The sequence below is a fragment of the Flavobacterium cheniae genome, from assembly GCF_004363695.1.
Lineage (GTDB): Bacteria > Bacteroidota > Bacteroidia > Flavobacteriales > Flavobacteriaceae > Flavobacterium > Flavobacterium cheniae.
This window is the reverse complement of the sequence record NZ_SNZC01000002.1, coordinates 71,933-97,335: the sequence shown is the minus strand read 5'-3', so window position 1 is coordinate 97,335 and position 25,403 is coordinate 71,933. Positions and strand designations below refer to the sequence as shown.

Here is a 25,403-nt window from a genome sequence, read left to right as displayed (position 1 = left end):
CAAGCTCAATAAAAAAGTAAGTAATAAAAGTTTGAAATTGAATTTTGAACTTGAAATTGAATTTGAAAAATGAATCTAAATCAAATACATAACGTTTATTTCATCGGAATCGGAGGCATCGGAATGAGTGCTCTTGCTCGCTATTTTCAATACATTGGAAAAAAAGTAGTGGGTTATGACAAAACACCAACGCAGTTAACAGATGAATTGCAAGATATCGGTTTAGAAATTCATTTTGAAGATAATATCAGTCTAATTCCAGCCGATTTCTATGTAGAAAATACATTAGTAATCGTAACGCCAGCCGTTCCAGTTTCGCATTCCGAATGGAACTATTTCATTGAAAGAGAATACAATATTAAAAAACGTGCTGAAGTTTTGGGAATCATAACAAAAGATACCTATTGTTTCGCTGTTGCAGGAACACACGGAAAAACTACAACATCAAGTATTTTAGGTCACGTTTTATATGAAAGTGGTGTTGATGTTACTGCTTTTTTAGGCGGAATTGTTGAAAATTACAATTCCAATTTAATCGGTTCAGGTAAAACAGTTACAGTTGTAGAAGCAGATGAATTTGATCGTTCTTTCTTGCATTTACATCCTAATGTTTCTTGCGTTACTTCAATGGATGCCGACCATTTAGATATTTATGGTGATGCAGCAAGTATTGAAGAATCATTCAGAGAATTTGCAGCTAAAACATCAAGCGAAAATTTATACGTAATCAAAGGTTTACCACTAGAAGGAAATACGATTGGTGTAAACAATGATGCTGATTTTTCGGCTCAAAACATCCGAATTGAAAACGGGTTTTATGTGTTTGACGTAAAAACACCAACTGAAGTGGTTCAAAATGTAAAATTTGGATTACCTGGCCATCATAATTTGACTAACGCATTATTAGCTTTTGCCATGGCGAAATCTTATGGTGTTTCAAATGAAAAAATCATTGCAGCATTAGCAAGTTTTAAAGGAGTAAGAAGACGTTTTTCATTTCAAATTAGAGAAGAAAAATTAGTTTATATTGATGATTATGCACATCATCCAACTGAAATTAACGCGGTGCATCAAGCGGTTCGAGAATTATATCCAGGTAAAAAAATAATTGCAGCTTTTCAACCACATTTGTTCAGTAGAACGAAGGATTTTGTAGATGGTTTTGCAGAAAGTTTAAGTCAATTTGATGAGATTTTATTGATGGAAATTTATCCTGCTCGCGAGTTGCCAATGGAAGGTGTAAATTCGACTTGGTTGTTGAATAAAATTGACAATCCAAATAAGAAATTAGTAAGTAAAGACGAGTTGTTCACGGCTTTTGAAAATTCAGATGCTGATGTGTTCATAACTATTGGCGCAGGCGACATTGGTGAGCTTGTAAAAGATCTAAAAAAAGCGCTTCATGAAAAGAATTAATTGGCATACTATTCGCTTGGTGTTAATCATTTTTACAATGATTTTCCTTTACTCTTTTTCTGTAAAGAGGAATAGTGAGCGCAAAATCAGTAAGATATACATCAAATTCGAGTCGAATGAGAATATGTTTTTAACACATGAAATGGTTAATAACTTGTTAATACAAAATTTGGGAGGTACATCATCAATTCAAAAAGATAAATTAGATTTGAATACTTTAGAAACTGTTCTCGATGATCACGAGATGATTGAAAAAGCACAAGTTTTTTCAACAGTAGACGGATTTCTAAATACGCGTATTACTCAAAAGACCCCAATCGTAAGAGTTATTACTGATAATGAAAGCTATTATCTTGATTCAAAAGGATATAGAATGTCGTTGTCGGAGAATTTTTCAGCACGAGTTCCGCTAGTTACTGGCGAAATAAGTGAAGAAAATTGCAAGCCGTTTTTGTTCTTATTTAACGAAATCAAAAAAGATGATTTCTTAAGTAAAAATATTACTGGCGCACAGGTTATGGCTTCAGGAAATGTGGTGTTAACCAATAGAAGTTATGATTATAAAATAGCATTTGGGAAACCAATAAATGTTGAAAAAAAGCTAAAGAATTATAAAGCGTTTTTTCATCATGCGATAAAAGATACATTGATTAAAAGTTATAAAGAGGTAAACGTTATGTTTACACAACAAGTGGTTTGTAAGAAATAGTTAGAGTTATGAACAAAGACAACATTGCAGTAGGATTAGACATTGGTACAACTAAAATTGTAGCAATGATAGGGAAGAAGAATGAATACGGAAAGCTAGAGATTCTTGGAGTAGGAAAATCTAAAAGCTTGGGTGTTCATAGAGGTGTTGTAAATAATATTACACAAACCATACAATCTATTCAGCAAGCAGTTGCTGATGCGGAGAATGATTCAGGTTATAAAATTAATGATGTTGTGGTAGGTATTGCTGGGCAACACATTCGTAGTATTCAACATAGTGATTATATCAGTCGTCCAAATGCAGAAGAAGTAATTGGAGATGCCGATATCGATGCATTGATTGGTCAGGTTCATAAATTAGCGATGTTGCCAGGTGAAGAAATTATTCACGTGTTACCACAAGAATTTAAAATCGACGGTCAAGCCGAAATTAAAGAACCTATTGGAATGTATGGTGGAAGATTAGAATCTAGTTTCCACGTAGTAGTAGGGCAAGCGGCTTCGATTCGTAATTTAGGAAGATGTATCAAAAGTGCCGGATTAGAATTATCTGGATTAACATTAGAACCATTAGCTTCGGCTGATGCAGTATTAAGTCAAGAAGAAAAAGAAGCAGGAGTTGCTTTGATAGATATAGGTGGAGGAACAACCGATTTAGCCATTTTTAAAGATGGAATCATTCGTCATACAGCTGTTATTCCTTTTGGAGGAAACGTGATAACGGAAGATATTAAAGAAGGATGTTCGATTATTGAAAAACAAGCAGAGTTATTGAAAACTCGTTTTGGTTCGGCTTGGCCAGGAGAAAATAAAGACAATGAAATTGTTTCTATTCCTGGATTAAGAGGTAGAGAGCCAAAAGAAATTTCATTAAAAAACTTGTCGAAAATTATTCACGCTAGAGTTGTGGAAATCATTGAACAAGTATATGCTGAAATTAAATTGTACGGACACGAAGATCCTAAGAAAAAACTAATTGCAGGTATTGTATTAACTGGAGGTGGAGCGCAATTGCAACACATCAAACAACTAGTTGAATACATTACAGGAATGGATACTAGAATTGGTTATCCAAACGAGCATTTAGCTGGAGATTCAGACGAAGAGTTGTCAAGTCCATTATATGCTACAGCAGTTGGTTTAGTAATGAACAGTATTAGAAACAATACAAAAAGTGCTACTCCATTTGTAGAAATGAAAAAAGAAGAGCCAGTAGTGGTGGCTCGTCCTCAAGTTGTGGTTGAAGAACCAATTATCGAGGAAGAAAAAGAGGAGCCAAAAGCTACTCAACCTATCAAAACAGAAACAACGGATGATAGAATCAAACGTTCGTTTTTTGATAAGTATATAGATAAGATTAAAGAATTTTTAGATAACGCAGAATAAAAGGAGATACTATGTCAGAATTTGGAAACATTTCATTCGATTTACCTAAAAACCAATCTAACGTAATTAAAGTAATTGGCGTTGGAGGTGGAGGTAGTAATGCCATAAACCACATGTTTAAACAAGGCATTAAAGGTGTTGATTTTATAGTTTGTAATACTGATTCTCAGGCATTACAAAATAGTCCAGTACCGAATAAAATTCAGTTGGGTGTTAACCTTACCGAAGGATTAGGTGCGGGCGCAAACCCTGAAGTAGGTCAACAATCTGCAATAGAAAGTATCGCTGAAATTGAGAAAATGTTGGATAGCAACACCAAAATGGTTTTCATCACTGCAGGAATGGGTGGAGGAACTGGAACTGGTGCAGCTCCTGTAATTGCGCAATTGGCAAAAGAGCGTGACATTTTAACAGTGGGTATTGTTACGATTCCTTTTCAATTTGAAGGAAAAGTTCGCTCTGAGCAAGCGTTAGCCGGAGTAGAACGTTTACGTAAACAAGTAGATTCTTTAGTTGTTATCAATAATAATAAATTACGTGAAGTATACGGAAACTTAGGTTTCAAAGCTGGTTTCTCAAAGGCTGACGAAGTGTTAGCTACTGCGTCAAGAGGAATTGCTGAAGTTATTACACACCACTATACTCAAAATATTGACCTTAAAGATGCTAAAACCGTGTTGTCAAACAGCGGAACAGCAATCATGGGTTCTGCAACTGCAGCAGGTTCAGATAGAGCAAAACAAGCGATTTCAAGCGCATTAGATTCTCCATTATTGAATGATAATAAAATCACAGGTGCTAAAAACGTATTGTTGTTAATCGTTTCTGGAACTGATGAAGCTAACGAAATCACAATCGATGAAATCGGAGAAATCAATGATTTCATTCAATCTGAAGCTGGTTACAACGCAAACATCATTATGGGTGTTGGTGAAGAAGAAGCTTTAGGTGAAGCAATTTCGGTAACGGTAATTGCTACAGGTTTTAATATCGAACAACAAGCAGAAATCGTTAATACGGAGCCTAAGAAAATTATTCATTCTTTAGAAGACGAACAAAAAATTGTTCACGAATTGTTGAATAAAACAATTGCAAGTCTTCCGGTTAATGAGCCAATTTTTGAATCTCCAATTGAAACAGAAATTAAAGCGGATATTATCAATCCTATTTGTGATGAAGTGGTAGAACAAAAAGTTGTTTTTACTTTAGAAGAAGAAGTTGAAGAGCCAGTTTTCGAAATTCATACACCAGTAGCAGCAATTGATTTAGTTCCTACAACTGAGTTTTTAAAGAATATTGATGTAACTTTTGAAGTAGTTAGCCCAAATGTAGCGCCAACTTTCGAAATCATTACACCTCAAATCAGAGAAATCGAAGTAAAAGATCCAGAATTTGTTGTAGCAACTGAAGAAGTGAGTTTTTCTTTGGATTTATTCGCTGCAAAAGAAGAAGTTAAAGAGAATACAATTGTTTTCGAATTAACGCCTGAAACACGTGCTATGGAAGTAAAAGATCCTATAAACGTTGTTCCGGTTACAGAAGTTAATCAAAACGGAATTATCAAATATTCGTTAGAGGATTATTTAGAAAAAGAAAACGAATTAGTAGCTTCTAAGCCAGTCGAAATTGTAGCTGAACCAATTGATGAAGAGTTAAACTTCACTATGAAAACGAATGTTCAAAAATTTGAAGATGCACATCAATTAGATAATACTTCGCCTTTAGAAATGTCAATCGAAGATACATTAAAACTTAGAGCCGACGAACGTAAAAGAAAAATGAAAGAATTCAATCATAAATTCAACAATAGTGCTTCGCAAATTGATGAGTTTGAAAGAATTCCTGCCTATAAAAGAATGGGGTTTGATGTAACATCTACACCAAACACTGCTAGCAATCAATCTAGAATGTCTTTAGGAACTGATAGTAACGACGATATTCAATTGCGTTCAAACAATTCATTCCTACACGATAATGTGGATTAAATCTACAACAAACTAACCTACACTAAGAAACCCGAAGAGCAATTTTCGGGTTTTTTTATTACCTTTGCACCATGTTTGTAAAACCTTTTTCTAGGGTTTGGACATAAATCAACTACAATAAATAAAAAATACAATATGAGTTTAGAAGCAAAAATCATGGATCACATGAAGGAAGCCATGAAGGCAAAAGATAGTGTAGCTTTAGAAGCATTAAGAGCTATCAAATCGGCAATTATTTTAGCCAAAACAGAAGCTGGTGCAGGAGATGGTTTGTCAGAAGATCAAGAGATCAAAATGTTACAACGTTTGGTTAAGATGCGTAAGGATAGTGCTGAAATCTTCACGACACAAAATCGTCCTGATTTGGCAGAACCAGAATTAGCACAAATCGCCGTAATTGAGAAGTTTTTACCAGCTCAGTTATCAGAAGAAGAAGTAGAAGCGGTAATTGCTAAAATAATAGCTGAAACAGGTGCTTCAGGTATTGCTTCTATGGGAAAAGTTATGGGATTAGCTTCAGCTCAAATAGGAGGACAAGCAGAAGGGAAAGTAATTTCTGGAATTGTAAAGAAATTATTAGTATAATAGTAACTAGTAATTAGCTAATCACTAGTTACTATTCACTAAAATGGCTTCGTAGTTCAACTGGATAGAATATCAGATTTCGGCTCTGAGGGTTGCAGGTTCGAACCCTGCCGAGGTCACAAATAAACGTCAAGATTTCTTGGCGTTTTTTTTATTTTTTGCGTTATTTGTAAATATGATAAGTACACAAATTGGATTAAATCCAGAAGACAAATATGAACTATTTTTAGGCGACTATATTGGAATGTTTATTCTGATAGCGCCACTGATGGGTTTATTCCTATTCTTTTCGTTTTATGTGGTGGAAATTATTTATTTACGAAACTATAAAAAGCCTTTAGTGGTTTTTGCTAATGTAAGTTTTAGAAATTTAAGTGATAGTCAAAAGCAAGTTTTAACGATTAATTTTCCTTTTTATAACCGATTAAAACCTCGCTACAAAAAATATTTTGAGCACAGAGTAGCTAAGTTTATTTCAAATTATGAATTTGTTGGGCAAGATATATCAGTAACAGAAGAAATGCGAGTTACTATTTCGGCTACATACGTGATGTTGACTTTTGGAATGCGAGAATATTTGAATCCATTGTTTAAAACTATTTTGATTTTCCCTGATATTTATTATTCTTCTCAAACAGAAAATTATCACAAAGGAGAATTTAACCCAAGACTTGAAAATGTTGCTTTTTCCTGGAAACATTTTAAAGAAGGAATTGATATTGATAATGATAATTTGAATTTAGGATTACATGAGTTTACACACGCTTTTCATATTCAATCTTTAAAAAGTGATAAAGTTACTTTTGTTTTGTTCAATGAATCATTACAGAGTTTATTCCGAATTGTGTCTAATCCACAGATGAAACAAAAACTTATTGATTCTGGATTTTTAAGAGATTATGCTTACGAAAATCAGTTTGAATTTGTTGCTGTATTATTGGAGTACTTTTTTGAGTCACCACAGGAATTCAAGGCAAAATTCCCATCTATATTCTTGAGGGTCAAGCATATGATTAATTATAATGAAAAGTGTTTTATTTCGGCTATAGTTTAAAATACTGATATCTATCATGTTTTTGTGCCGATATATTGAGTAACTTTATGTCATTAAAATTTCGGTATTATGAAACAAAAAGTGCCCGTGTCAACTATCATGACAAAAAATGTAGTGAAGTTGAACTTATCAGATGATTTAACAAAAGCGGAAAGCTTGTTCAAAAAGCACCATATAAGACACATTCCGGTGGTTTACAGTAATAAAATTGTGGGAATGTTAAGTTATACCGATTTGTTGCGCATTTCGTTTGCAGATGCTATTGATGACGACGAAGATGTAGTAGATACTACGGTATATAATATGTTTACAGTGGAGCAAGTAATGGCTAAAAAAATAGTTTCGATTTCTCCTGAAACCACTATTAAAGAAGCGGCCCAAATTTTATCGACTAAAGAGTTTCATGCGCTTCCTGTTTGTGAAGGAGAGTTGTTGGTAGGGATAGTCACAACAACTGATTTAATTAAATACTTAATCGATCAATATTAAATTAAAAAGCCTAACATTTTGAAGTGTTAGGCTTTTTTGAATTATTTTGTTATTTGTTTTAAATCTGTAATGGTGGCAATTGGGTTCTGAGCTCCAAAAACATAACTTCCAGCTACTAAAACATCAGCTCCTGCATCAGCTAATTGTTTTGCGTTTTTATTGGTTACGCCGCCATCAATTTCAATTAAAGTGGATGCGTTTTTTCTATTAATTAATGCTTTTAGTTTTTCAACTTTAGCATAAGTGTTTTCAATGAAAGATTGACCTCCAAAACCAGGATTCACACTCATAATACACACTAAATCTATATCTTGAATCACATCTTCTAATAAATCTACGTTAGTGTGTGGATTTAAAGCTACTCCAGCTTTCATGCCTTCTGCTTTGATTGCCTGAAGCGTTCTATGTAAATGAGTACAAGCTTCGTAATGAACTGTTAAAACATCAGCTCCTAATTTTTTAAAAGTTGTAATATATCTATCTGGGTCAACAATCATCAAGTGAACATCAATAGTTTTTTTTGCGTGTTTGTTGATTGCATCTAAAACAGGCATTCCAAAAGAAATATTTGGAACAAAAACGCCATCCATAATATCAATGTGAAACCAATCCGCTTCACTAGTATTAATCATTTCGATGTCGCGTTGTAAATTAGCAAAATCAGCTGCAAGAACTGATGGAGCAATAAGTGTGTTTTTCATGTTGTAGTTATGTTGTTTGTTGCAGATTTCAAAATTCTTTGTTCAACATTGAATATTCAATCTTTTTGCAAATGTACAAATTATAAACTTTTATTTTTTGAATTTTGAATATTCAACTTGGAATGTTGAATTTTGAAGTTTTTAAAAAAAAATAAAACCTCGGTAATCAGCCGAGGTTTCAATCATCAATCAAAAAACGAACAGTCTTAGACTGTTGTTGTCTTTATAGTGTCACACTGAACTTGTCGAAGTGTTATCCTAAATATGTTTTTAATATTTTACTTCTAGAAGTATGTTTTAATCTTCTGATAGCTTTCTCTTTAATTTGACGAACACGCTCACGAGTTAAGTCGAAAGTTTCTCCAATTTCTTCTAAAGTCATTGGGTGCTGGTCACCTAAACCAAAGTATAAACGCACAACATCAGCTTCTCTAGGAGTTAATGTTTCTAATGCTCTTTCGATTTCAGTTTGTAATGATTCGTGAATTAATTCTCTATCTGGATTTGGAGATTCACCTGAACGTAAAACGTCATATAAGTTAGAATCTTCTCCTTCAACTAGAGGAGCATCCATAGATAAATGACGACCAGAGTTTTTCATAGACTCTTTTACATCATTTACAGTCATATCTAATTCTTTTGCAATTTCTTCAGCAGAAGGCGGACGCTCATTAGATTGTTCTAACAACGCATACATTTTGTTGATTTTATTGATAGAACCAATTTTGTTTAATGGTAAACGAACGATACGAGATTGTTCTGCCAAAGCTTGAAGAATCGATTGACGAATCCACCATACAGCATATGAAATGAATTTGAATCCACGCGTTTCATCAAAACGTTGTGCAGCTTTAATTAATCCTAAATTTCCTTCGTTAATTAAATCAGGAAGTGTAAGTCCTTGATTTTGATATTGTTTTGCTACTGAAACTACGAAACGTAAATTAGCTTTTGTTAATTTTTCTAAAGCGCGTTGATCTCCGGCTTTAATTCTTTGTGCTAATTCTACTTCTTCGTCAGCAGTAATAAGGTCAACTTTTCCAATTTCTTGTAGGTATTTGTCTAAGGAAGCGGTTTCACGATTGGTAACCTGCTTGGTAATTTTAAGTTGTCTCATTGAATTTTTCTCCTTACTTTTTAAAAGTTCTAGTTGTTATACGTAGCAGGTTGCAAAAAAGTTACAAAAAAATAAAATAAATTTAAAAACCCCAATTCATTTAGTTGAATTGGGGTTTTTTATGAACTAATATTTAAAGTATTAACCTTGTGGAGTATCCTTTTTTTCAATAGGTCTTTCTTCTCTTGGAGGTCTTGGTAAAAGTGCTTTTCTAGAAACTTTTTCTTTTCTAGTTTTAGGATCAACTCCTAAGTATTTTACCATAAATACATCACCCATGTTTACAACATCAGTAACATTTTCTGTTCTTTCCCAAGCCAATTCAGATACGTGTAATAAAACTTCGTTTCCTGGTGCTTGAGTATATTCTACAACAGCTCCAAAATCCAACATTTTAATTACTTTCACTTCGTAAGCTTCTCCCATAACTGGTTTGAAAATGATTGAATCAATTTTAGCTAATACTGCAGCAATACCATCAGGATTAGTTCCTAAAATTTCAACAACACCTTGCTCATCTACTTCATTAATTACGATAGTTGTTCCAGTAGCTTTTTGTAATTCTTGAATTACTTTTCCACCAGGTCCAATTAATGCTCCAATGAAAGCTCCAGGGATAGTTCTTGTAATAATTTTTGGTGCTTTTGGTTTTACTTCAGCTCTTGGTGCAGCAATAGTTTCAGTGATTTTTCCTAAAATATGTAAACGTCCGTCGCGTGCTTGACCTAAAGCTTGTTCCATGATGTCGTAACGTAAACCATCAATTTTGATGTCCATTTGACATGCTGTAATTCCGTCAGCAGTTCCAGTTACTTTAAAGTCCATATCTCCTAAGTGATCTTCATCTCCTAAAATATCAGACAATACAGCGAATTTCTCACCATCAGTAATTAATCCCATAGCAATACCAGAAACTGGTTTTACCATTTGAACTCCAGCATCCATTAACGCCATTGTACCAGCACAAACCGTTGCCATTGAAGAAGAACCGTTAGATTCTAATACTTCAGAAACGATACGAATTGTATAAGGACAATCTGCAGGAATCATATTTTTTAAAGCTCTTTGCGCTAAGTTACCGTGACCTACTTCTCTTCTTGAAGTTCCTCTTAAAGGTTTTGCTTCACCAGTTGAGAAAGGAGGGAAGTTATAGTGTAAATAGAATTTTTCTTCACCTTGTTCAGATGGAGAGTCTATTTGATTGGCTTCTCTTGAAGTTCCTAAAGTTACCGTAGCTAAAGCTTGCGTTTCTCCACGTGTAAATAAAGACGAACCGTGAACAGAAGGTAAATAATCTGTTTCACACCAAATTGGTCTGATTTCAGTTGTTTTTCTTCCGTCTAAACGGACACCTAATTCTAACACTACATTACGAACAGCTTCTTTGTTTGTTTTGTAGAAATATTTAGATACTAAATCTCCGTCAGCAGCTAATTCTTCTTCTGTAAATAAAGCTTTTACTTCTTCTTTTACTTCAGCAAATGCAGCACTTCTTTCGTGTTTAGCCGAACCAACTTTTGCAATTGCATAAATTTTATCGTAAGCAGCAGCTTTTACTTTTTTGTAAATTTCTTCGTTTTCTTTCTCACCTTCATACGTACGAATTTCTTTTTTACCAAAAGCAGCTTGTAAACGTAATTGTGCTTGAATTTGAACTTTGATAGCTTCGTGAGCAAATTTGATAGCTTCTACCATTTCTGCTTCTGAAATTTCTTTCATTTCTCCTTCTACCATCGCAACAGAATCCATAGAAGCTCCAATCATCATGTCGATGTCTGATTGTGCTAATTCTTCTCTGCTTGGATTGATAACGAATTTTCCGTCGATACGTGCAACACGAACTTCAGAAATTAAGTTATAAAAAGGAATGTCTGAAACAGCTAATGCTGCAGAAGCTGCTAATCCAGCTAATGCATCTGGCATAACGTTTTCGTCATGCGACATTAATTGAATCATTACTTGTGTTTCAGCATGATAATCATCTGGGAAAAGTGGACGCAATACACGGTCTACTAATCTCATTGTTAATACTTCGCTGTCACTTGGACGCGCTTCTCTTTTGAAGAAACCACCAGGGAAACGACCTGCTGCTGCAAATTTTTCGCGATAATCAACCGTTAAAGGTAAAAAATCAACACCAGGATTTGATGTTCTTGCAGAAACTGCTGTTGCTAATAACATGGCATCGCCCATACGAACAACAACAGATCCATCTGCTTGTTTGGCTAATTTTCCAGTTTCGATTGTGATGCTTCTTCCGTCACCTAAATCGATAACTTCTTGGAATACTTTTGGAATCATAAATTTTTTAATTCTAAATTAAACAAAGGGTCAGTTGTGTTGTTGTTGTGTGTGTGTAGTTGTTTGTAACCCAATGAAAAACCAAACTTTTTCTGTCAATATAAATAAAACAAAAAGGGGCACGAAGCCCCTTTAGTTGATTATTTTCTAATACCTAATTCTTTAATAATCTCACGATATCTGTTGATATCTTTCTTTTTTAAGTAATCAAGAAGACTTCTTCTTTTACCTACTAAAAGTACTAATGAACGCTCAGTGTTATAATCATGACGATTTTTTTTCAAGTGCTCAGTTAAGTGAGTAATTCTGAATGTAAATAATGCGATTTGCCCTTCAGCAGATCCAGTGTTTTCAGCTTTTCCTCCGTGTTTAGCGAAAATTTCAGCTTTTGTTTCTTTAGACAAGTACATGCTAATATTATTTTAAATGATTATTATGTATGAATTGTATTGTTGCAATTCGGATGCAAAGATAAAAATAATTTAGAATTATGGATTATGAATTCAGAATTATTTTCAAATAAAAAAATTAAGCTATTTTGTCTATAGCTTTGAAGGCTCTTTTTAATAAAAATGGTGTTGCTAACGTAGTTATAAGCCCCATGATAACAAGCATTGAAAAGATTTCAGTATTTATAATACCAGCTTTGTAAGCAATATTAGCAATAACTAATTCCATAATACCTCGGGCATTTAACCCAAATCCAAGAGCCATTGATACTTTGTGGTCTAATCTTGCAAAACGTCCACCAACGTATCCACCAATAATTTTTGATAAAAAAGAAACGGCAATTATGGCAAATAATAATGGATAATTTTCAATGGATGAAAATTGAAATTCTAGCCCAATTCCTGCAAAGAAAATTGGAGCTAAAAATCCCATCGCCATACTGTTTGTGGTATTGTGAAAAGTATTTAAATGTTTTTCACCTACCAATTCTTTCGAAATTAGCATGGAAGCAAAAAAAGCACCAATAATAAAATGTAATCCTATGCTTTCAGTAATAGTGGCAAAAATCAAAATAAAAACAAAGAATACGGCAAAAAGAGATTCTTTTCCTTTTAATACTGAAAGTATCTTATTGAGTTTGTTTTCAATTAAGTTTTCTTCTCTTGATACATTTCGGATGACACGATAGGTAGCAATAACCAAAATTAAGAAACAACTTAGTTTTAAAAGTGTTAGTAAAGTGGCATTAGTTATGTTAGCAAACGTTTGTTCAACATCTTTAATGTCTAATAAAATTCCTAAAATGGTTAGTGCAATTACATCATCAAAAATAGCAACCGAAATTATTTTTTGTCCCACCGACGAATTCAGTTTGCCTAAATCCATCAAAATTCGAATACTAACTGGTAAAGCTGTAATGGCAACACACAATCCAATGAAAATGGTTGACATCACGTCTAATTCGAAATAACGACCTACAAAAAAACCAGAAGTAATCGGAATAAAAAAGGCTAATAATGAAATTACAATATTTCGACCTTTCATCGATTTTACGATTTCGTCCAAGTTAATTTCTAAACCAGCAATGATAACCAATAAGAAAACTCCTAATTCAGAAATTACTTTTAACTCTTCGGTGCGATGAATGAAATTTAAAATCGTTGGACCTAAAAGGACACCAGCTAAAATTTCACCAATCATAGCAGGTTGTTTAAAACGTTCCATGATTTCGCCAAAGAATCGAGCTAATACTAGTAATAGCAATAAATTAGCAAAGAAAGGAAGCTCTAAACTTGGGACATTAAATTCCATAAATAGCGAGAGTCGAATTAGTTATAATCACGACAAATGTATAAAAAAGAGTCAAACTTTATTTATAACTTAAAATAATTTTGCGACTTCTTCATTAACAAATTCTAAAAAGCGTTCATCTGCTGCTGTAAAAGGGTCTAAAACATGTGAATCAATGTCAATTTGTCCAATATTAACTCCGTTAACGAATAAAGGAACCACAATTTCTGATTTTACAGTAAAACTACAAGCAATATAGTTGTCTTGAGCTTTCACATCAGGAACTACAAAATTCGCATTTGATTCCGCAACTTGTCCGCAGATTCCTTTTCCAAATGGAATAACAGTATGGTCGGTTTCAGCTCCAACATAAGGCCCTAAATGAAGTGTTTTAGCTTCGTGATTTGCAAAATAAAAGCCCACCCAATCATAATAACTAACGTTATCACTTAATAGCTGGCAAATTTCTTTCAGCTTCTCATCGCGAGTAGCATTTTCTTTTTCAATAATGCTTGAAACAATTGGTTTTAATTCTTCAAATGTCATAGTTGTATTTTTTTTACAAAAGTATTTATTCTATACTATAAAAAAATCTATATTTTTGTTAAAAATGCACGTTTTGAAAAACACCATTAATCAATACAAACCTTTTTTTGCTTTTTTAATTAAGTTTTTACTTTTTTATGTGGTCTTTACATTTATTTATAAAATGTATTTGAGTCAATATGATGTGGCAAAAAATGAGGTGGATTATTTTACAGAAATCGTTTCAAATCAGACCAAACAATTTATGTTGTTTTTTACTGATAATGCACAATCTATAAAGCATCATAAAGAACCTTCGTTGAAAATTTTCTACAAAGAAAAATATGTGGCAAGAGTTATTGAAGGCTGTAATGCAGTAAGTGTAATGATCTTGTTTGCAGCATTCGTTTTTGCCTTTTCAACTCAGTGGAAAAAAACATTGCTTTTTATAGTTTTTGGAATTGTTTTAATACATGTTTTAAATGTGATTAGAATTGCATTGTTGTCATTTGCACTTTATTATTATCCGCAATATGAAGAGATTTTACATGGCACTATTTTCCCTCTTTTTATTTATGGAGTTGTATTTGTTTTGTGGATTTTATGGGTAACCAAATTTTCAGGCTATGTTAAGAGAACTAATTAAAAATAAAAGGAGACTTTTTTTTATAGGATTAGCGCTCTTGGGACTAATTTTAGTTAGAGCATTCGAAGATAATTTGTTTTACGATCCCTTTTTATCTTTTTTTAAAACGGATTATCAAAATAAACCGTTACCCGATTTAAATTGTTATTTACTGTTTGGAAACCTGCTTTTACGATATGCGTTAAATACATTTTTCTCTCTGATTATCATCCGATTACTTTTTAATGAAAGGAATTTAATGCTTTTTTCAGGCTATCTTTTTATTTTTTTGTTCGTTATTTTGGTTATCGTTTTCTTCGGATTACTTCATTTTTCTGACCAACCTGATTATTTGATTTTGTTCTATATCAGACGTTTTTTAATTCAGCCTTTATTTTTAGTGCTTTTTATTCCGGCTTTTTATTATCAGCAGTTAACTCGCTAATTTTTTGTATCTTTATGTAATAATCTTTTTGATTATGAAAGTTACAAAATACTCAGGTGAATTAGTTCATTACGATGAACAGAAACTAATTAATTCACTCCGAAAATCAGGAGCTGACCAAGCTATGGCAGAAACCATTGTTAAGGAAATTGAAAGCGAAATGTATGAAGGCATTTCCTCGAAAAGAATTTATAAGCGTGCTTATCAGCTATTAAAAAATATTTCTAATGTACATGCGGCACGTTATAATTTAAGAACCGCCTTGTTAGGTCTTGGTCCTGCTGGATTTTTCTTTGAGAAATTTATTGCTAAAGTTATGAAAGAGCAAGGTTTTCAAACTAAAGTTAGCATTACACTAAATGGGAAATGTATTTCTCATGAAATTGATGTTTTGCTTCTCAAAAACGATGTGGTTTCCATGATTGAATGCAAATTTCATTCAGGGCAAGATGCAAAAAGTGATGTAAAAGTTCCAATGTATATTCTCTCTCGATTTAATGATTTGAAAGATAAAAAGTACGATTTGTTTTCGGCGAAACGAAGTATTTCAAAATGTATCATTGTAACCAATAATAAGTTTACCACAGATGCAATTCAGTTTGGAGAATGTTCGGGTTTGAGTATGTTGAGTTGGGATTATCCTCAAAAAAACGGTATCAAAGATTTGGTTGATCGTTTTCGAGTTTATCCTGTAACTTGTTTAACCACTTTAACCAAAGCAGAAAAAGACCAATTGTTGATTTTAGATTGTATTACCATTAAAGATTTAATTCTACATCCCGATTATTTGAAAACCATCGAGTTAAGTCATAATCGAACTATAAATGTTTTAAAAGAAGCGAATCAATTAACAAATTAAAGCAAAAATCATGAAAATTCATTTTTTAGGCGGAGCAGGAACTGTAACGGGTTCAAAAACGTTAATCGAACACAATAATCTTAGAATTTTGATTGATTGTGGCATGTTTCAAGGAATAAAATCATTGCGCGAATTAAATCGTGAACCTCTTTCCATTTTACCTGAAACGATTGATTTTGTAATTCTTACTCACGGACATTTAGATCATTGTGGTTGGTTGCCCAAATTGGTAAATGAAGGTTTTAAAGGAAAAATTTTCTGTACAAGACCAACAAAAGAAATTTCGCGATTGATTTTATACGACAGTGCAAAAATTCAGGAAGAAGAAGCCAAAAAAGCCAATGAAGAACATTTTTCAAAACACGACCCAGCTGAACCGTTATATACAGAGTCCGAAGTAGATGCTGTAATTCCGAAATTTAGAGTTGTGGAAAAGGATTTGGATGTGAAACTCGATGATGACGTTTCTTTCAAATTCTTTTATGCAAGTCATATTTTAGGCGCTTGTTCAATTGAATTAACCATCGACGGAAAAGTTTTGGTTTTCTCCGGAGATATTGGTCAAGATGATGATGTGCTGATGTTCCCACCTCAAAAACCAAAAAAAGCCGATTATATTTTTTTAGAAAGTACGTACGGAAATCGCCTTCATCCACAAACTAATGCTTTGCTTGAATTGGAAACCATCGTAAACAATACATTCAACAAAGGTGGAACGGTTGTTATTCCTAGTTTTGCTGTAGAAAGAGTACAAACCATGATGTATTTGATTTGGCAATTGAAAAAAGAAGAGCGTATTCCAAATATGCCTTATATTATAGATACGCCAATGGGAATTAGCGTTTTAGATGTTTTTAAAGATAATCGCACATGGCATAAATTATCTTTTGAAGATTGCGACGAAATGTGCAAAGTTTTTACACTAATTTCTGATTACAAAGACAGCATGAATGCCGTTTACGATAAGCAACCAAAAGTAGTTATCGCAGCAAGCGGTATGATTACAGGCGGAAGAGTTTTGTCCTATTTAGAGCATTTGATAGATAAGCCAGAAACCACTGTAACACTAGTAGGTTATCAAGCGGAAGGAACTCGCGGACGGAAATTACTAGAAGGCGCACAAGAAATCAAAATTTACGGAAAATATTATCCTGTTTCAGCAAATATTCTTTTAATAGAAAGTTTATCCGCACATGGCGACCAAAAAGATTTGCTTAATTGGTTATCTGAATTGGAAACTAAACCAAAAAAAGTATTCTTAGTTCATGGCGAAAATGAAGCTGCAGATGAATTGCGATTAAAAGTCCAAGAACAATATGGTTTTGATGCTCAAGTTCCGTTTTTAGGGCAAGTCATTGAAATTTAGATTAAAATTAACGCAAATTAAAATTCAATTTCCTACTTTTGCTCCGATGAATTTCAGAAAACACATAAGTATTGTATTAGCTTCCTTAGTATTGCTTGCCAATTTAGGGTTGAGTTTTGCTGTGCATTATTGTAAAGATGAAATTGCATCGGTTTCTTTTCAATATCAAGAAGACGAACCTTGTGTTGAAGATATAAAATCATGTTGTGCAAAAGAAGATTCTCACGATTCTTGTTGTTCAAACAAATTAATCAAGGTTGAAAAAAAGACCGATGATATATTGGTTAAAACTTTTCAATTAGATTTAGAACAAGCGGTTTTTAGTACTGATTGGAAGCCAAATTTAGTGGTATTCAATTCAGTTGCTACAACATCAAACGAAGTGGCTTTTTACTGCGATTCTCATGCGCCGCCACTCTACAAACTCTACTGTCAATTAGTTTTTTACGCATAATTTATTGTTTTTTATTCTGTAAATCAAAGAATTAATAACAATAAATAAACTTATTATGTTTAAAAATATAGCGTTTTTGCTATTCTTTGTTTCTCAATTTATTTATTCGCAAGAAACCATAAAAGGAATAGTAACAGACGAAAACAATCAACCTTTATTAGGCGCAAATGTGTTTTGGTTCAATACCGCAATTGGAACCACAACAGATGGAAATGGGAATTTTACCATAAAAAAATCTCCCGAAACTACTTTTTTAGTAGTGAGTTACATTGGTTTTGAAACTAAGAAAATTGAAATTACTTCAAATACTATTTCTGTGGTTTTAAAAGAAGTCAATGCTTTGAAAGAAGTAACGATTACCAAAACCAAAAAAGGAACCGAACATTCTTTATACAAAGTCCAAAACATTCAAGTAATGGGACAAAAAGAGTTGTTGAAAGCAGCTTGTTGTAATTTGTCTGAAAGTTTTAGTACGAATCCATCCATCGACGTTAATTTCTCTGATGCCGTAACAGGAAATCGTCAAATTAAGATGTTAGGTTTAAACAGTCCATACATTTTAATTGCGGAAGAAAATATTCCTTCTGTTCGCGGTGCCTCGCAAGCTTATGGATTGTCTTTTGTGCCAGGAACTTGGGTAGAAAGTATTCAAATTACTAAAGGAGCAGGAAGTGTAATTAATGGTTATGAAAGTATTTCAGGCCAAATTAATTATGAAGTTTTGAAACCTTCAAATGATATTCCGTTTTTCTTAAATGCGTATGCTTCGCAAGATGAACGTTATGAAATCAATACGCATTTTAATAATAAATTTTCTGATAAATTAAGCTCGACTTTGTTTTTACACGGAAATACACGTGTAGGAAAAAATGATATGAACGATGACGGATTTTTAGATGGTCCAATCGGAAAACAAGTTAATATTTTAAACCGTTGGCAATATAATGATGCCGAAAATGGTATTGTGAGTTTTTTAAATGTTCGCTATATGAACGATGAAAAACAAGCTGGTGAAATGAGTTTCAATCCAGATACTGATAGATTAACTACAAACGCTTGGGGAAGTGAAATCAACACCGAGAAAATTGAAATTTCAAATAAAACAGGTTATGTTTTTCCAGATATGCCATATCAAAGTTTTGGATTTCAAAATTCGTTTCAATCGCACAAACAAGATTCGTATTTTGGTTTGAGTCAGTATGATATACAACAGAAGAGTTTTTACTCGAATTTGTTATTCAATTCGATTATCAACAATACCAAAAACAAATTCACCACTGGTTTAAATTTCACTTACGATGACTATAATGAATTTGTAAATGTGAATTTCAATCGCGATTTTTCAAGAATCGATAATTCGGTTGGTGCTTTTTTTGAATATACATATGACAATACAGATAATTTCAGTTTGGTAGCAGGAGCAAGAGTTGATAATCATAATCGTTTAGGAACTTTTATCACGCCAAGATTACACATTCGTTACAATCCTTGGAAAGAAGCTGTAATTAGAGCTTCAGCTGGAAGAGGAAAACGTGCTGCAAATATTTTTGCTGAAAACCAACAATTGTTTGCATCCAACAGAAGTTTTTCAATCTTGAATACTGATGGGAAATTATACGGATTAAACCCTGAAATTGCTTGGAACTATGGTTTGAGTTTCATTCAAAAATTCAAATTAGCTGGAAAAGATTCTGAGGTGATTTTGGATTATTATCGTACTGATTTCCAAAATCAAGCGGTTGTTGATGTGGATCATTCACCACAAGAAGTCTTATTTTATAATTTAGAAGGAAACAGTTTTGCCAATTCATTTCAAGCAGAATTTTCAATTGACTTGATGACGCATTTAACTTTTAAAACGGCTTATAAATATTACGATGTGCAAACGCAATTCACAAGAGGACAATTAGAAAGACCTTTGCAAGCAAAACACAGAGTTTTTGGAAATTTAGCCTACGAAACACACATCAAAGACAAAGGACAACAATGGAAGTTTGATGTAACATATAATTGGTTAGGCGAACAACGTTTACCTTACACACAATCAAACCCAGTACAATATCGTTTGGATGAATATGCACCAGCTTTCGGAACGTTGAATGCTCAAATTACTAGAACGTTTTCAAGTACTTTTGAAGTGTATATTGGAGGAGAGAATATGACAAATTACAAACAAATGAACGGAATTGTTCAAAATGAAAACCCTTTTGGTACTTATTTTGATAGTAGTATGATATATGCCCCAACTTTTGGTGCCATGTACTATGCTGGATTGCGATTTAAAATTAAAGATAAAAAAGAGAATCATAAAATAGAAGAGCTAAACCCAATAGGAGAGTAAGCTTATAACCATTAAACAATATAAAAATGAAAAGAATAGTTTTATTAGTATTAGCCTGCCTTTTTTCACTAACTATGGTAGCGCAAGAGAAGAAAAGTAAAAACAAAAAAGTAGAATTCAAAGTAGCTGGAAATTGTGGTATGTGTGAAAAGCGCATTGAAAAAGCTGCATTTTCAGTGAAAGGAGTAAAAAACGCAGAATGGCACTCAGACCATGGTGATATTCATTTGATTATTGATGAGACAAAGTGTACTGCAAATGATGTTGCTAAAGCAATTGCCTCAGTAGGACACGATACTGAGTTTGTTAAAGCAGAAGACGCTATTTATGATAAACTTCATGGTTGTTGTTTGTACGAGAGAATGGAATAGTGAAAAAAATCCGATTAGAACTTCTAATCGGATTTTTTGTTAAAATTAAGAGTAATTTAAATTGCTGAATCAAAATATACCATACATTTGTATTGCTTTTAGGTAGAAAGTGAAATCAATTTGAAAAGATTATTACAATTATTTCCAATTTTCATGCTCACATTTTTCATGTGGGCTATTGGTCTTTCATTCAATGCCTCAGATGATGTTGTATTAGAATCTCAAATTGAATTCCTACAAAAGTATAGTGCTTCTCATTTCTCTCATTTTCATACTGTTGAGGTTGAAGAAGGAGAATTTATTATCATCGAATCGGAGCCTGAATTTGAAGTTGAGTTAGATTGGTTTTCAATCTCAACTAAATCTGTAAACTTAAAAAACACAAAGTTTACACAATTTTCAAATTCCTATTCTACCCAATTATCTTCTTCAAAAGAAACTATTCCACTTTATGATTTATATTGTAATTGGAAATTCCATTTGTCTTAATACGATAATTATTTTTTAAGATTTCAAGCCTTTTGAAATCAATGATTTATTTGTATTAATTCAATTTCATTATAAAATGAAAACACAAAATGTTGGTTTTGATGAACACAAAGTGCTTCATCACTTAACCCATTATTTACCAGCACAAAATCCGTTGAAAGACTTTGTGCATCACAATACATTACACGCATTTCAACATAAAGAGTTTCACGAAGCTTTAGCAAAAGCTAATGCAATTTTTGGTTATAAGACCTATCTTTCTTTGGTAGAGTTTAGAAGCAGATTTGCTAAAAATGAGATTAAGGAAAACGTTTTAGACTATATCATTTCAAAAAATAAAGGAATTGAAAACGTAGAATCTTGGAAACATAAATTATTACACCAACCTTATGATGAATCCGTTCAGTCAAGAATAGGGAATTTACGCGCCAATTGGAAAAAAGAATATGCTATAAATCTTGAAAAATCAACGCATAGTTTATTGTTTAGAGTTTTGTGTAGCTATTTAGACCAAGGAATTGCTATGTGGAATTTTCCTGAAAACGAAAACGGTTTTCTTAACTCAATAATTGCTTTAGAAAAAAATACAGCAACTGGAATTTTTACCTCAAAAAGAGTAAAAGAATTACTATTCAATAAGGTTTCAATAACACAGTTGTTAGAAATTGTAGTTGGAAATGAAGAGTTGTACGAATATTATTTGTTTGATCAACAATTTTCGCATCCAGGTTGGAGTGGTATGATTGCCACTATTGAATCCAATCCAAGTTCGCTTTTAGATAGTAAGCCCATTACTTTTGAAGAACTAGTACAATTCGAATTGCTATTAGAAATTGATGTTTTAGATAAAAAGTTCAATAGTAATTGGTCGCCATTAGGACTAAAAGTAAGAGCAGAAGAATATCATTTGTTTGATGCTATAAAATATAACGAATTATATGATGTTTTATCGCTTTGGCAACAAGCTTTTGAATTTAGCTTTTACGATGAAGTATTATCTGGAGTAAAAGAAGTAAATGAGATTTATACTTCAGAAATCCCATCTTTTCAAGGAATGTTTTGCATGGACGATAGAGAATGTTCTTTTAGAAGACATGTAGAACATATCGATAAACAAGCAGTAACTTTTGGAACAGCAGCTTTTTTTAATTTTGAATTCTACTTTCAGCCTGTTGGTGGAAAATTTCACACAAAATTATGCCCTGCACCTGTAACGCCTAAATATTTAATTAAAGAAGAACATAGAAAGAAAAAACAGGCTAAAGATTTGCATTATCACAAGCAATCTCATTCATTATTATTTGGTTGGATAATTAGTCAAACTTTAGGGTTTTCTTCGGCATTCAAGTTGTTTTTGAATATTTTCAAACCTTCGATGTCACCTGCAACTACGGCTTCTTTTAAGCATTTGCATAAAAAATCAAAATTGGTTATTGAAAACAATAACAATGAAAAAGTTGACGATTTGCAAGTTGGGTTTACCATTGAAGAAATGGCAAATAGGGTAGAAGGATTACTAAAAAGCATTGGCTTGGTACAAAATTTTGCTCCAATTGTTTATGTAGTTGGTCATGGCGCAACAAGTGTAAATAACACACATTATGCGGGTTATGATTGTGGGGCTTGTTGTGGAAGACCAAGTTCGGTAAATGCAAAAGTGGCATCTTATGCGGCTAATCATCCTAGTGTGAGAGCTATTTTGAAAGAAAGAGGAATTAATATTCCATCAGAAACTCAATTTTTACCAGCTTTACACGATACCACACGTGACGAAATCGCATTTTATGATGAAGATATTTTGAACGATGTAAATAAAAAGTTACATCATGAAAATGCAATTACCTTTGATATAGCTTTAGCAAATAACGCAAAAGAACGTTCCAGAAGATTTGATACGATTGATTCAACCGAAACAATAGAAAAAATTCATGAAAACGTAAAAAAACGAGCTTTTTCTTTATTTGAACCTCGACCAGAATTAAATCATGCTACCAATGCCATGTGTGTTGTTGGTAGAAGAAGTTTGTCGAAACAATTGTTTTTAGATAGACGTTCTTTTTTAAATTCTTATGATTATCAAATTGATGCCTCGGGTGATTATTTAGCCGTAATTCTGGGTCAAGTAGCGCCAGTTGCTGGAGGAATTAATTTGGAATATTATTTTTCGAGAGTAGACAATCAAAAATTAGGCGCAGGTTCAAAATTACCTCATAATGTAATGGGATTAATTGGTGTTGCCAATGGTATTGATGGCGATTTGCGCCCAGGTTTGCCCAGTCAAATGATAGAAGTTCATGATCCAATTCGATTATTAGCGGTTGTTGAGCATTATCCTGAAGTAGTTAAAAAAGCGATTTCAAAAAATCCAGCTACTTATGAATGGTATAAAAACGAGTGGTTAAGATTAGCGGTTGTTCATCCAGAAACGAAGCAAATTTTTGTTTTTGAACACGAAGAATTTATCGAATATCATCCTATTCAAAAAGCTAGTCATATTGAAAATGAGTTAGCATTAGCTGAAAAAACAAAGGAAAATCTTCCGGTTGGAATTCTAACAAACGCTTAATATCATGGAACATATACTTCAATATTTTTTATTAGTACCTTTTTTAGGGTTTGTCGTAAGTATCTTTTTACCAGAGAAAAACGAAAAATTAATATCTGGAATTGCTTTCGGAACGGTTTTTATTCAATTTTTGGGATTGATATTATTTATCGTTTTTTGGATTATTAACGGTTCAGAAGATTTGAATTTAAAAGAAATAACGCTTTTGAAGACAGATCATTATGAGTTTTTTATAGATTTTTATTTTGATAAAATTGGCGCTGTTTACCTGTTTGTGGGTGCTTTATTAACCTCAATGATAACAACTTATAGTCGTTATTATTTGCACAGAGAAAAAGGATACAAACGTTTTTTTAATACTGTTTTGTTTTTCTTTTTTGGTTATAATTTGGCCATTTTAGCAGGTAATTTCGAAACCTTATTTATTGGTTGGGAAATCATCGGAATTTCATCCTTCTTATTAATTGCTTTTTATAGAGAACGTTATTTGCCAGTTAAAAACGCATTTAAAGTGTTTTCAATTTATAGAATTGGCGATGTCGGATTACTACTTACCATGTGGGCTAGCCATCATTTATTCCATGAAAATATTACGTTCATGAAGTTGAATAATTATGAATTGGTTAATGAGCATTTGCAAAGTCATTCATTTATAGGTGTTTTTATAGCGCTATGTTTGGCTTGTGCTGCTGCGGCAAAATCGGCTCAAATTCCGTTTTCATCGTGGTTGCCAAGAGCAATGGAAGGACCAACGCCCTCAAGTGCAATTTTTTATGGTTCATTATCTGTGCATTTAGGCGTTTTCTTAATGTTAAGAACGTATCCATTTTGGGAACATCAAACCACTATGCGAATTGCTATTGGTTTAATGGGATTTACAACTAGTATTGCAGCTTCATTTATGGCGAAAGTACAATCTTCAGTAAAAAGTCAGGTAGCTTATAGTTCTATATCACAAATTGGAATTATTTTCATAGAAATAGCATTAGGATTTGAAACTTTGGCACTAATTCACTTTGCAGGAAATGCCTTTTTAAGAACGTATCAATTATTAGTTTCGCCATCTGTGGTGAGTTATTTGATTCGAGACCAATTTTACAATTTTCAACCAAAAAGTAAAAAACCTAATTTCTTTTTTCCAAAACGAATTGAAAACACTTTGTATATTCTTGCTTTAAAGGAATTTAACTTGGAAGGTTTCTTGAATTTAGTGCTTTGGAAACCTTTAAAAACAATCGGAAAATTATTAGATTTCTTAAATATAAAAAGAGTGTATTACTTTTTTATTCCGCTTTTTGTATTGGGCTTTTTAGCTTATAAATTCAAAGTAGATTTGCCACAACAACTTATTTCGGTTTTGCCAGAAGTTTTTGCGTTTATTGGATTGGTATTTGTTTTTAAATCCTTTTCAGAAAGAAAAAGTCCGTTTTTAGCATGGATATTAATCGTATTAAATCATTTTTGGATTGCTTTAGCCATTGTGTTCAACGACAAAGTTAGTGTAAGCGAAATTGCCTTTTATTTAGCAGGAATTATTCTTGCAGGAGGCATAGGTTATATTGCTTTGCTTCAGCTGAAAAAAATAGAAATGCGAATTTTAATTAGTCAATATTTAGGACATGTTTATGAACATCCAAAATTTGCTTTCTTTTTCTTATTGGCAACACTTGGAATTACCGGATTTCCAATTACTTCAACCTTTATTGGCGAAGATTTGATTTTTAGTCACATCGGTAGTAATCAAGTTGTACTTGCCTTTTTCGTAGCATCAAGTTTTGTGGTTTCAGGTATTGCTGGAATCCGAATTTATGCACGTTTATTTCTTGGTCCTCATGTAAAAACTTACCATGAGTTGCCTTACAAATCATCATAAAATT

General features: G+C 32.8%; 23 protein-coding genes and 1 tRNA gene. 18 read left to right on the top strand and 6 right to left on the bottom strand.

All coding sequences use genetic code 11. From position 1 onward, the window contains the following. Window positions 1-69 precede the first annotated feature (69 nt). The 8 genes from murC (at window position 70) to C8D80_RS05335 (ending at window position 7,626) form a co-directional block, all read left to right on the top strand. The gene (gene murC, locus C8D80_RS05370) at window positions 70-1,416 is read left to right on the top strand and encodes a UDP-N-acetylmuramate--L-alanine ligase (protein ID WP_133608172.1); all 1,347 of its coding nucleotides are present in this window, start codon (window positions 70-72) and stop codon (window positions 1,414-1,416) included. Further along, window positions 1,403-2,125, top strand: coding sequence for a cell division protein FtsQ/DivIB (locus C8D80_RS05365; RefSeq protein ID WP_133608170.1), 723 nt, complete (start codon window positions 1,403-1,405; stop codon window positions 2,123-2,125). Before murC ends, C8D80_RS05365 begins: the two co-directional genes overlap by 14 nt. An 8-nt stretch (window positions 2,126-2,133) precedes the next feature. Beyond that, window positions 2,134-3,513, top strand: coding sequence for a cell division protein FtsA (ftsA, locus tag C8D80_RS05360; RefSeq protein WP_133608168.1), 1,380 nt, complete (start codon window positions 2,134-2,136; stop codon window positions 3,511-3,513). Between the two features lie 11 nt (window positions 3,514-3,524). Beyond that, complete coding sequence (gene ftsZ / locus C8D80_RS05355; protein WP_133608166.1) at window positions 3,525-5,498, top strand: cell division protein FtsZ; 1,974 nt, start codon at window positions 3,525-3,527, stop codon at window positions 5,496-5,498. Window positions 5,499-5,633: 135 nt separating this feature from the next. Continuing rightward, window positions 5,634-6,083, top strand: a complete 450-nt coding sequence (locus tag C8D80_RS05350) for a GatB/YqeY domain-containing protein (protein ID WP_133608164.1) — start codon at window positions 5,634-5,636, stop codon at window positions 6,081-6,083. 45 nt (window positions 6,084-6,128) lie between these two features. After that, window positions 6,129-6,202: transfer RNA gene (locus C8D80_RS05345), tRNA-Arg, on the top strand. Between the two features lie 56 nt (window positions 6,203-6,258). Beyond that, window positions 6,259-7,137, top strand: coding sequence for a zinc-dependent peptidase (locus tag C8D80_RS05340; protein ID WP_133608162.1), 879 nt, complete (start codon window positions 6,259-6,261; stop codon window positions 7,135-7,137). A gap of 69 nt (window positions 7,138-7,206) precedes the next feature. Beyond that, the gene (locus C8D80_RS05335) at window positions 7,207-7,626 is read left to right on the top strand and encodes a CBS domain-containing protein (RefSeq protein ID WP_133608160.1); all 420 of its coding nucleotides are present in this window, start codon (window positions 7,207-7,209) and stop codon (window positions 7,624-7,626) included. A 41-nt stretch (window positions 7,627-7,667) separates the two neighbouring features. On the opposite strand, the gene rpe is transcribed toward C8D80_RS05335, so the two are convergent. The 6 genes from rpe to C8D80_RS05305 form a co-directional block, all read right to left on the bottom strand. Continuing rightward, window positions 7,668-8,327, bottom strand: coding sequence for a ribulose-phosphate 3-epimerase (gene rpe / locus C8D80_RS05330; RefSeq protein ID WP_133608158.1), 660 nt, complete (start codon window positions 8,325-8,327; stop codon window positions 7,668-7,670). A gap of 253 nt (window positions 8,328-8,580) precedes the next feature. Beyond that, entirely contained in the window at window positions 8,581-9,444 is an 864-nt protein-coding gene (locus C8D80_RS05325) for a sigma-70 family RNA polymerase sigma factor (protein ID WP_008256407.1), read from the bottom strand. 141 nt (window positions 9,445-9,585) lie between these two features. Beyond that, window positions 9,586-11,745, bottom strand: coding sequence for a polyribonucleotide nucleotidyltransferase (locus tag C8D80_RS05320; RefSeq protein ID WP_133608156.1), 2,160 nt, complete (start codon window positions 11,743-11,745; stop codon window positions 9,586-9,588). A gap of 140 nt (window positions 11,746-11,885) precedes the next feature. Then, window positions 11,886-12,155 carry a 30S ribosomal protein S15 gene (gene rpsO / locus C8D80_RS05315; RefSeq protein WP_133608153.1) on the bottom strand — a complete coding sequence of 90 codons (270 nt, stop codon included), beginning with the start codon at window positions 12,153-12,155 and terminating at the stop codon, window positions 11,886-11,888. Between the two features lie 118 nt (window positions 12,156-12,273). After that, window positions 12,274-13,506, bottom strand: a complete 1,233-nt coding sequence (locus C8D80_RS05310; protein WP_133608151.1) for a cation:proton antiporter — start codon at window positions 13,504-13,506, stop codon at window positions 12,274-12,276. Window positions 13,507-13,575: 69 nt separating this feature from the next. After that, window positions 13,576-14,031: a GAF domain-containing protein gene (locus C8D80_RS05305; RefSeq protein ID WP_133608149.1), complete on the bottom strand. Its 456-nt coding sequence runs from the start codon at window positions 14,029-14,031 to the stop codon at window positions 13,576-13,578. A 64-nt stretch (window positions 14,032-14,095) separates the two neighbouring features. On the opposite strand from C8D80_RS05305, the gene xrtF reads away from it, so the two are divergent. The 10 genes from xrtF to C8D80_RS05255 all read left to right on the top strand — a co-directional run bounded on the left by xrtF (window position 14,096) and on the right by C8D80_RS05255 (window position 25,399). Then, window positions 14,096-14,656, top strand: a complete 561-nt coding sequence (gene xrtF, locus C8D80_RS05300; protein WP_242004844.1) for an exosortase family protein XrtF — start codon at window positions 14,096-14,098, stop codon at window positions 14,654-14,656. After that, the gene (locus C8D80_RS05295) at window positions 14,637-15,080 is read left to right on the top strand and encodes an exosortase F system-associated membrane protein (protein WP_133608145.1); all 444 of its coding nucleotides are present in this window, start codon (window positions 14,637-14,639) and stop codon (window positions 15,078-15,080) included. Before xrtF ends, C8D80_RS05295 begins: the two co-directional genes overlap by 20 nt. Window positions 15,081-15,114: 34 nt before the next feature. Continuing rightward, window positions 15,115-15,939 (top strand): restriction endonuclease, encoded by an 825-nt coding sequence (locus C8D80_RS05290; RefSeq protein WP_133608143.1) that lies wholly within the window; start codon window positions 15,115-15,117, stop codon window positions 15,937-15,939. Between the two features lie 10 nt (window positions 15,940-15,949). Next, entirely contained in the window at window positions 15,950-17,305 is a 1,356-nt protein-coding gene (locus C8D80_RS05285) for an MBL fold metallo-hydrolase (protein WP_133608141.1), read from the top strand. A gap of 46 nt (window positions 17,306-17,351) precedes the next feature. Continuing rightward, window positions 17,352-17,759 carry an HYC_CC_PP family protein gene (locus C8D80_RS05280; RefSeq protein ID WP_133608139.1) on the top strand — a complete coding sequence of 136 codons (408 nt, stop codon included), beginning with the start codon at window positions 17,352-17,354 and terminating at the stop codon, window positions 17,757-17,759. A 55-nt stretch (window positions 17,760-17,814) separates the two neighbouring features. After that, window positions 17,815-20,100 carry a TonB-dependent receptor gene (locus tag C8D80_RS05275; RefSeq protein ID WP_133608137.1) on the top strand — a complete coding sequence of 762 codons (2,286 nt, stop codon included), beginning with the start codon at window positions 17,815-17,817 and terminating at the stop codon, window positions 20,098-20,100. A gap of 26 nt (window positions 20,101-20,126) precedes the next feature. Next, window positions 20,127-20,471, top strand: a complete 345-nt coding sequence (locus C8D80_RS05270) for a heavy-metal-associated domain-containing protein (RefSeq protein ID WP_133608135.1) — start codon at window positions 20,127-20,129, stop codon at window positions 20,469-20,471. A gap of 153 nt (window positions 20,472-20,624) precedes the next feature. Further along, window positions 20,625-20,960: a hypothetical protein gene (locus C8D80_RS05265; protein WP_133608133.1), complete on the top strand. Its 336-nt coding sequence runs from the start codon at window positions 20,625-20,627 to the stop codon at window positions 20,958-20,960. Between the two features lie 76 nt (window positions 20,961-21,036). Beyond that, window positions 21,037-23,526 (top strand): YbcC family protein, encoded by a 2,490-nt coding sequence (locus C8D80_RS05260; protein ID WP_133608131.1) that lies wholly within the window; start codon window positions 21,037-21,039, stop codon window positions 23,524-23,526. 4 nt (window positions 23,527-23,530) lie between these two features. After that, window positions 23,531-25,399 (top strand): proton-conducting transporter transmembrane domain-containing protein, encoded by a 1,869-nt coding sequence (locus C8D80_RS05255; protein WP_133608129.1) that lies wholly within the window; start codon window positions 23,531-23,533, stop codon window positions 25,397-25,399. Window positions 25,400-25,403: the final 4 nt, after the last annotated feature.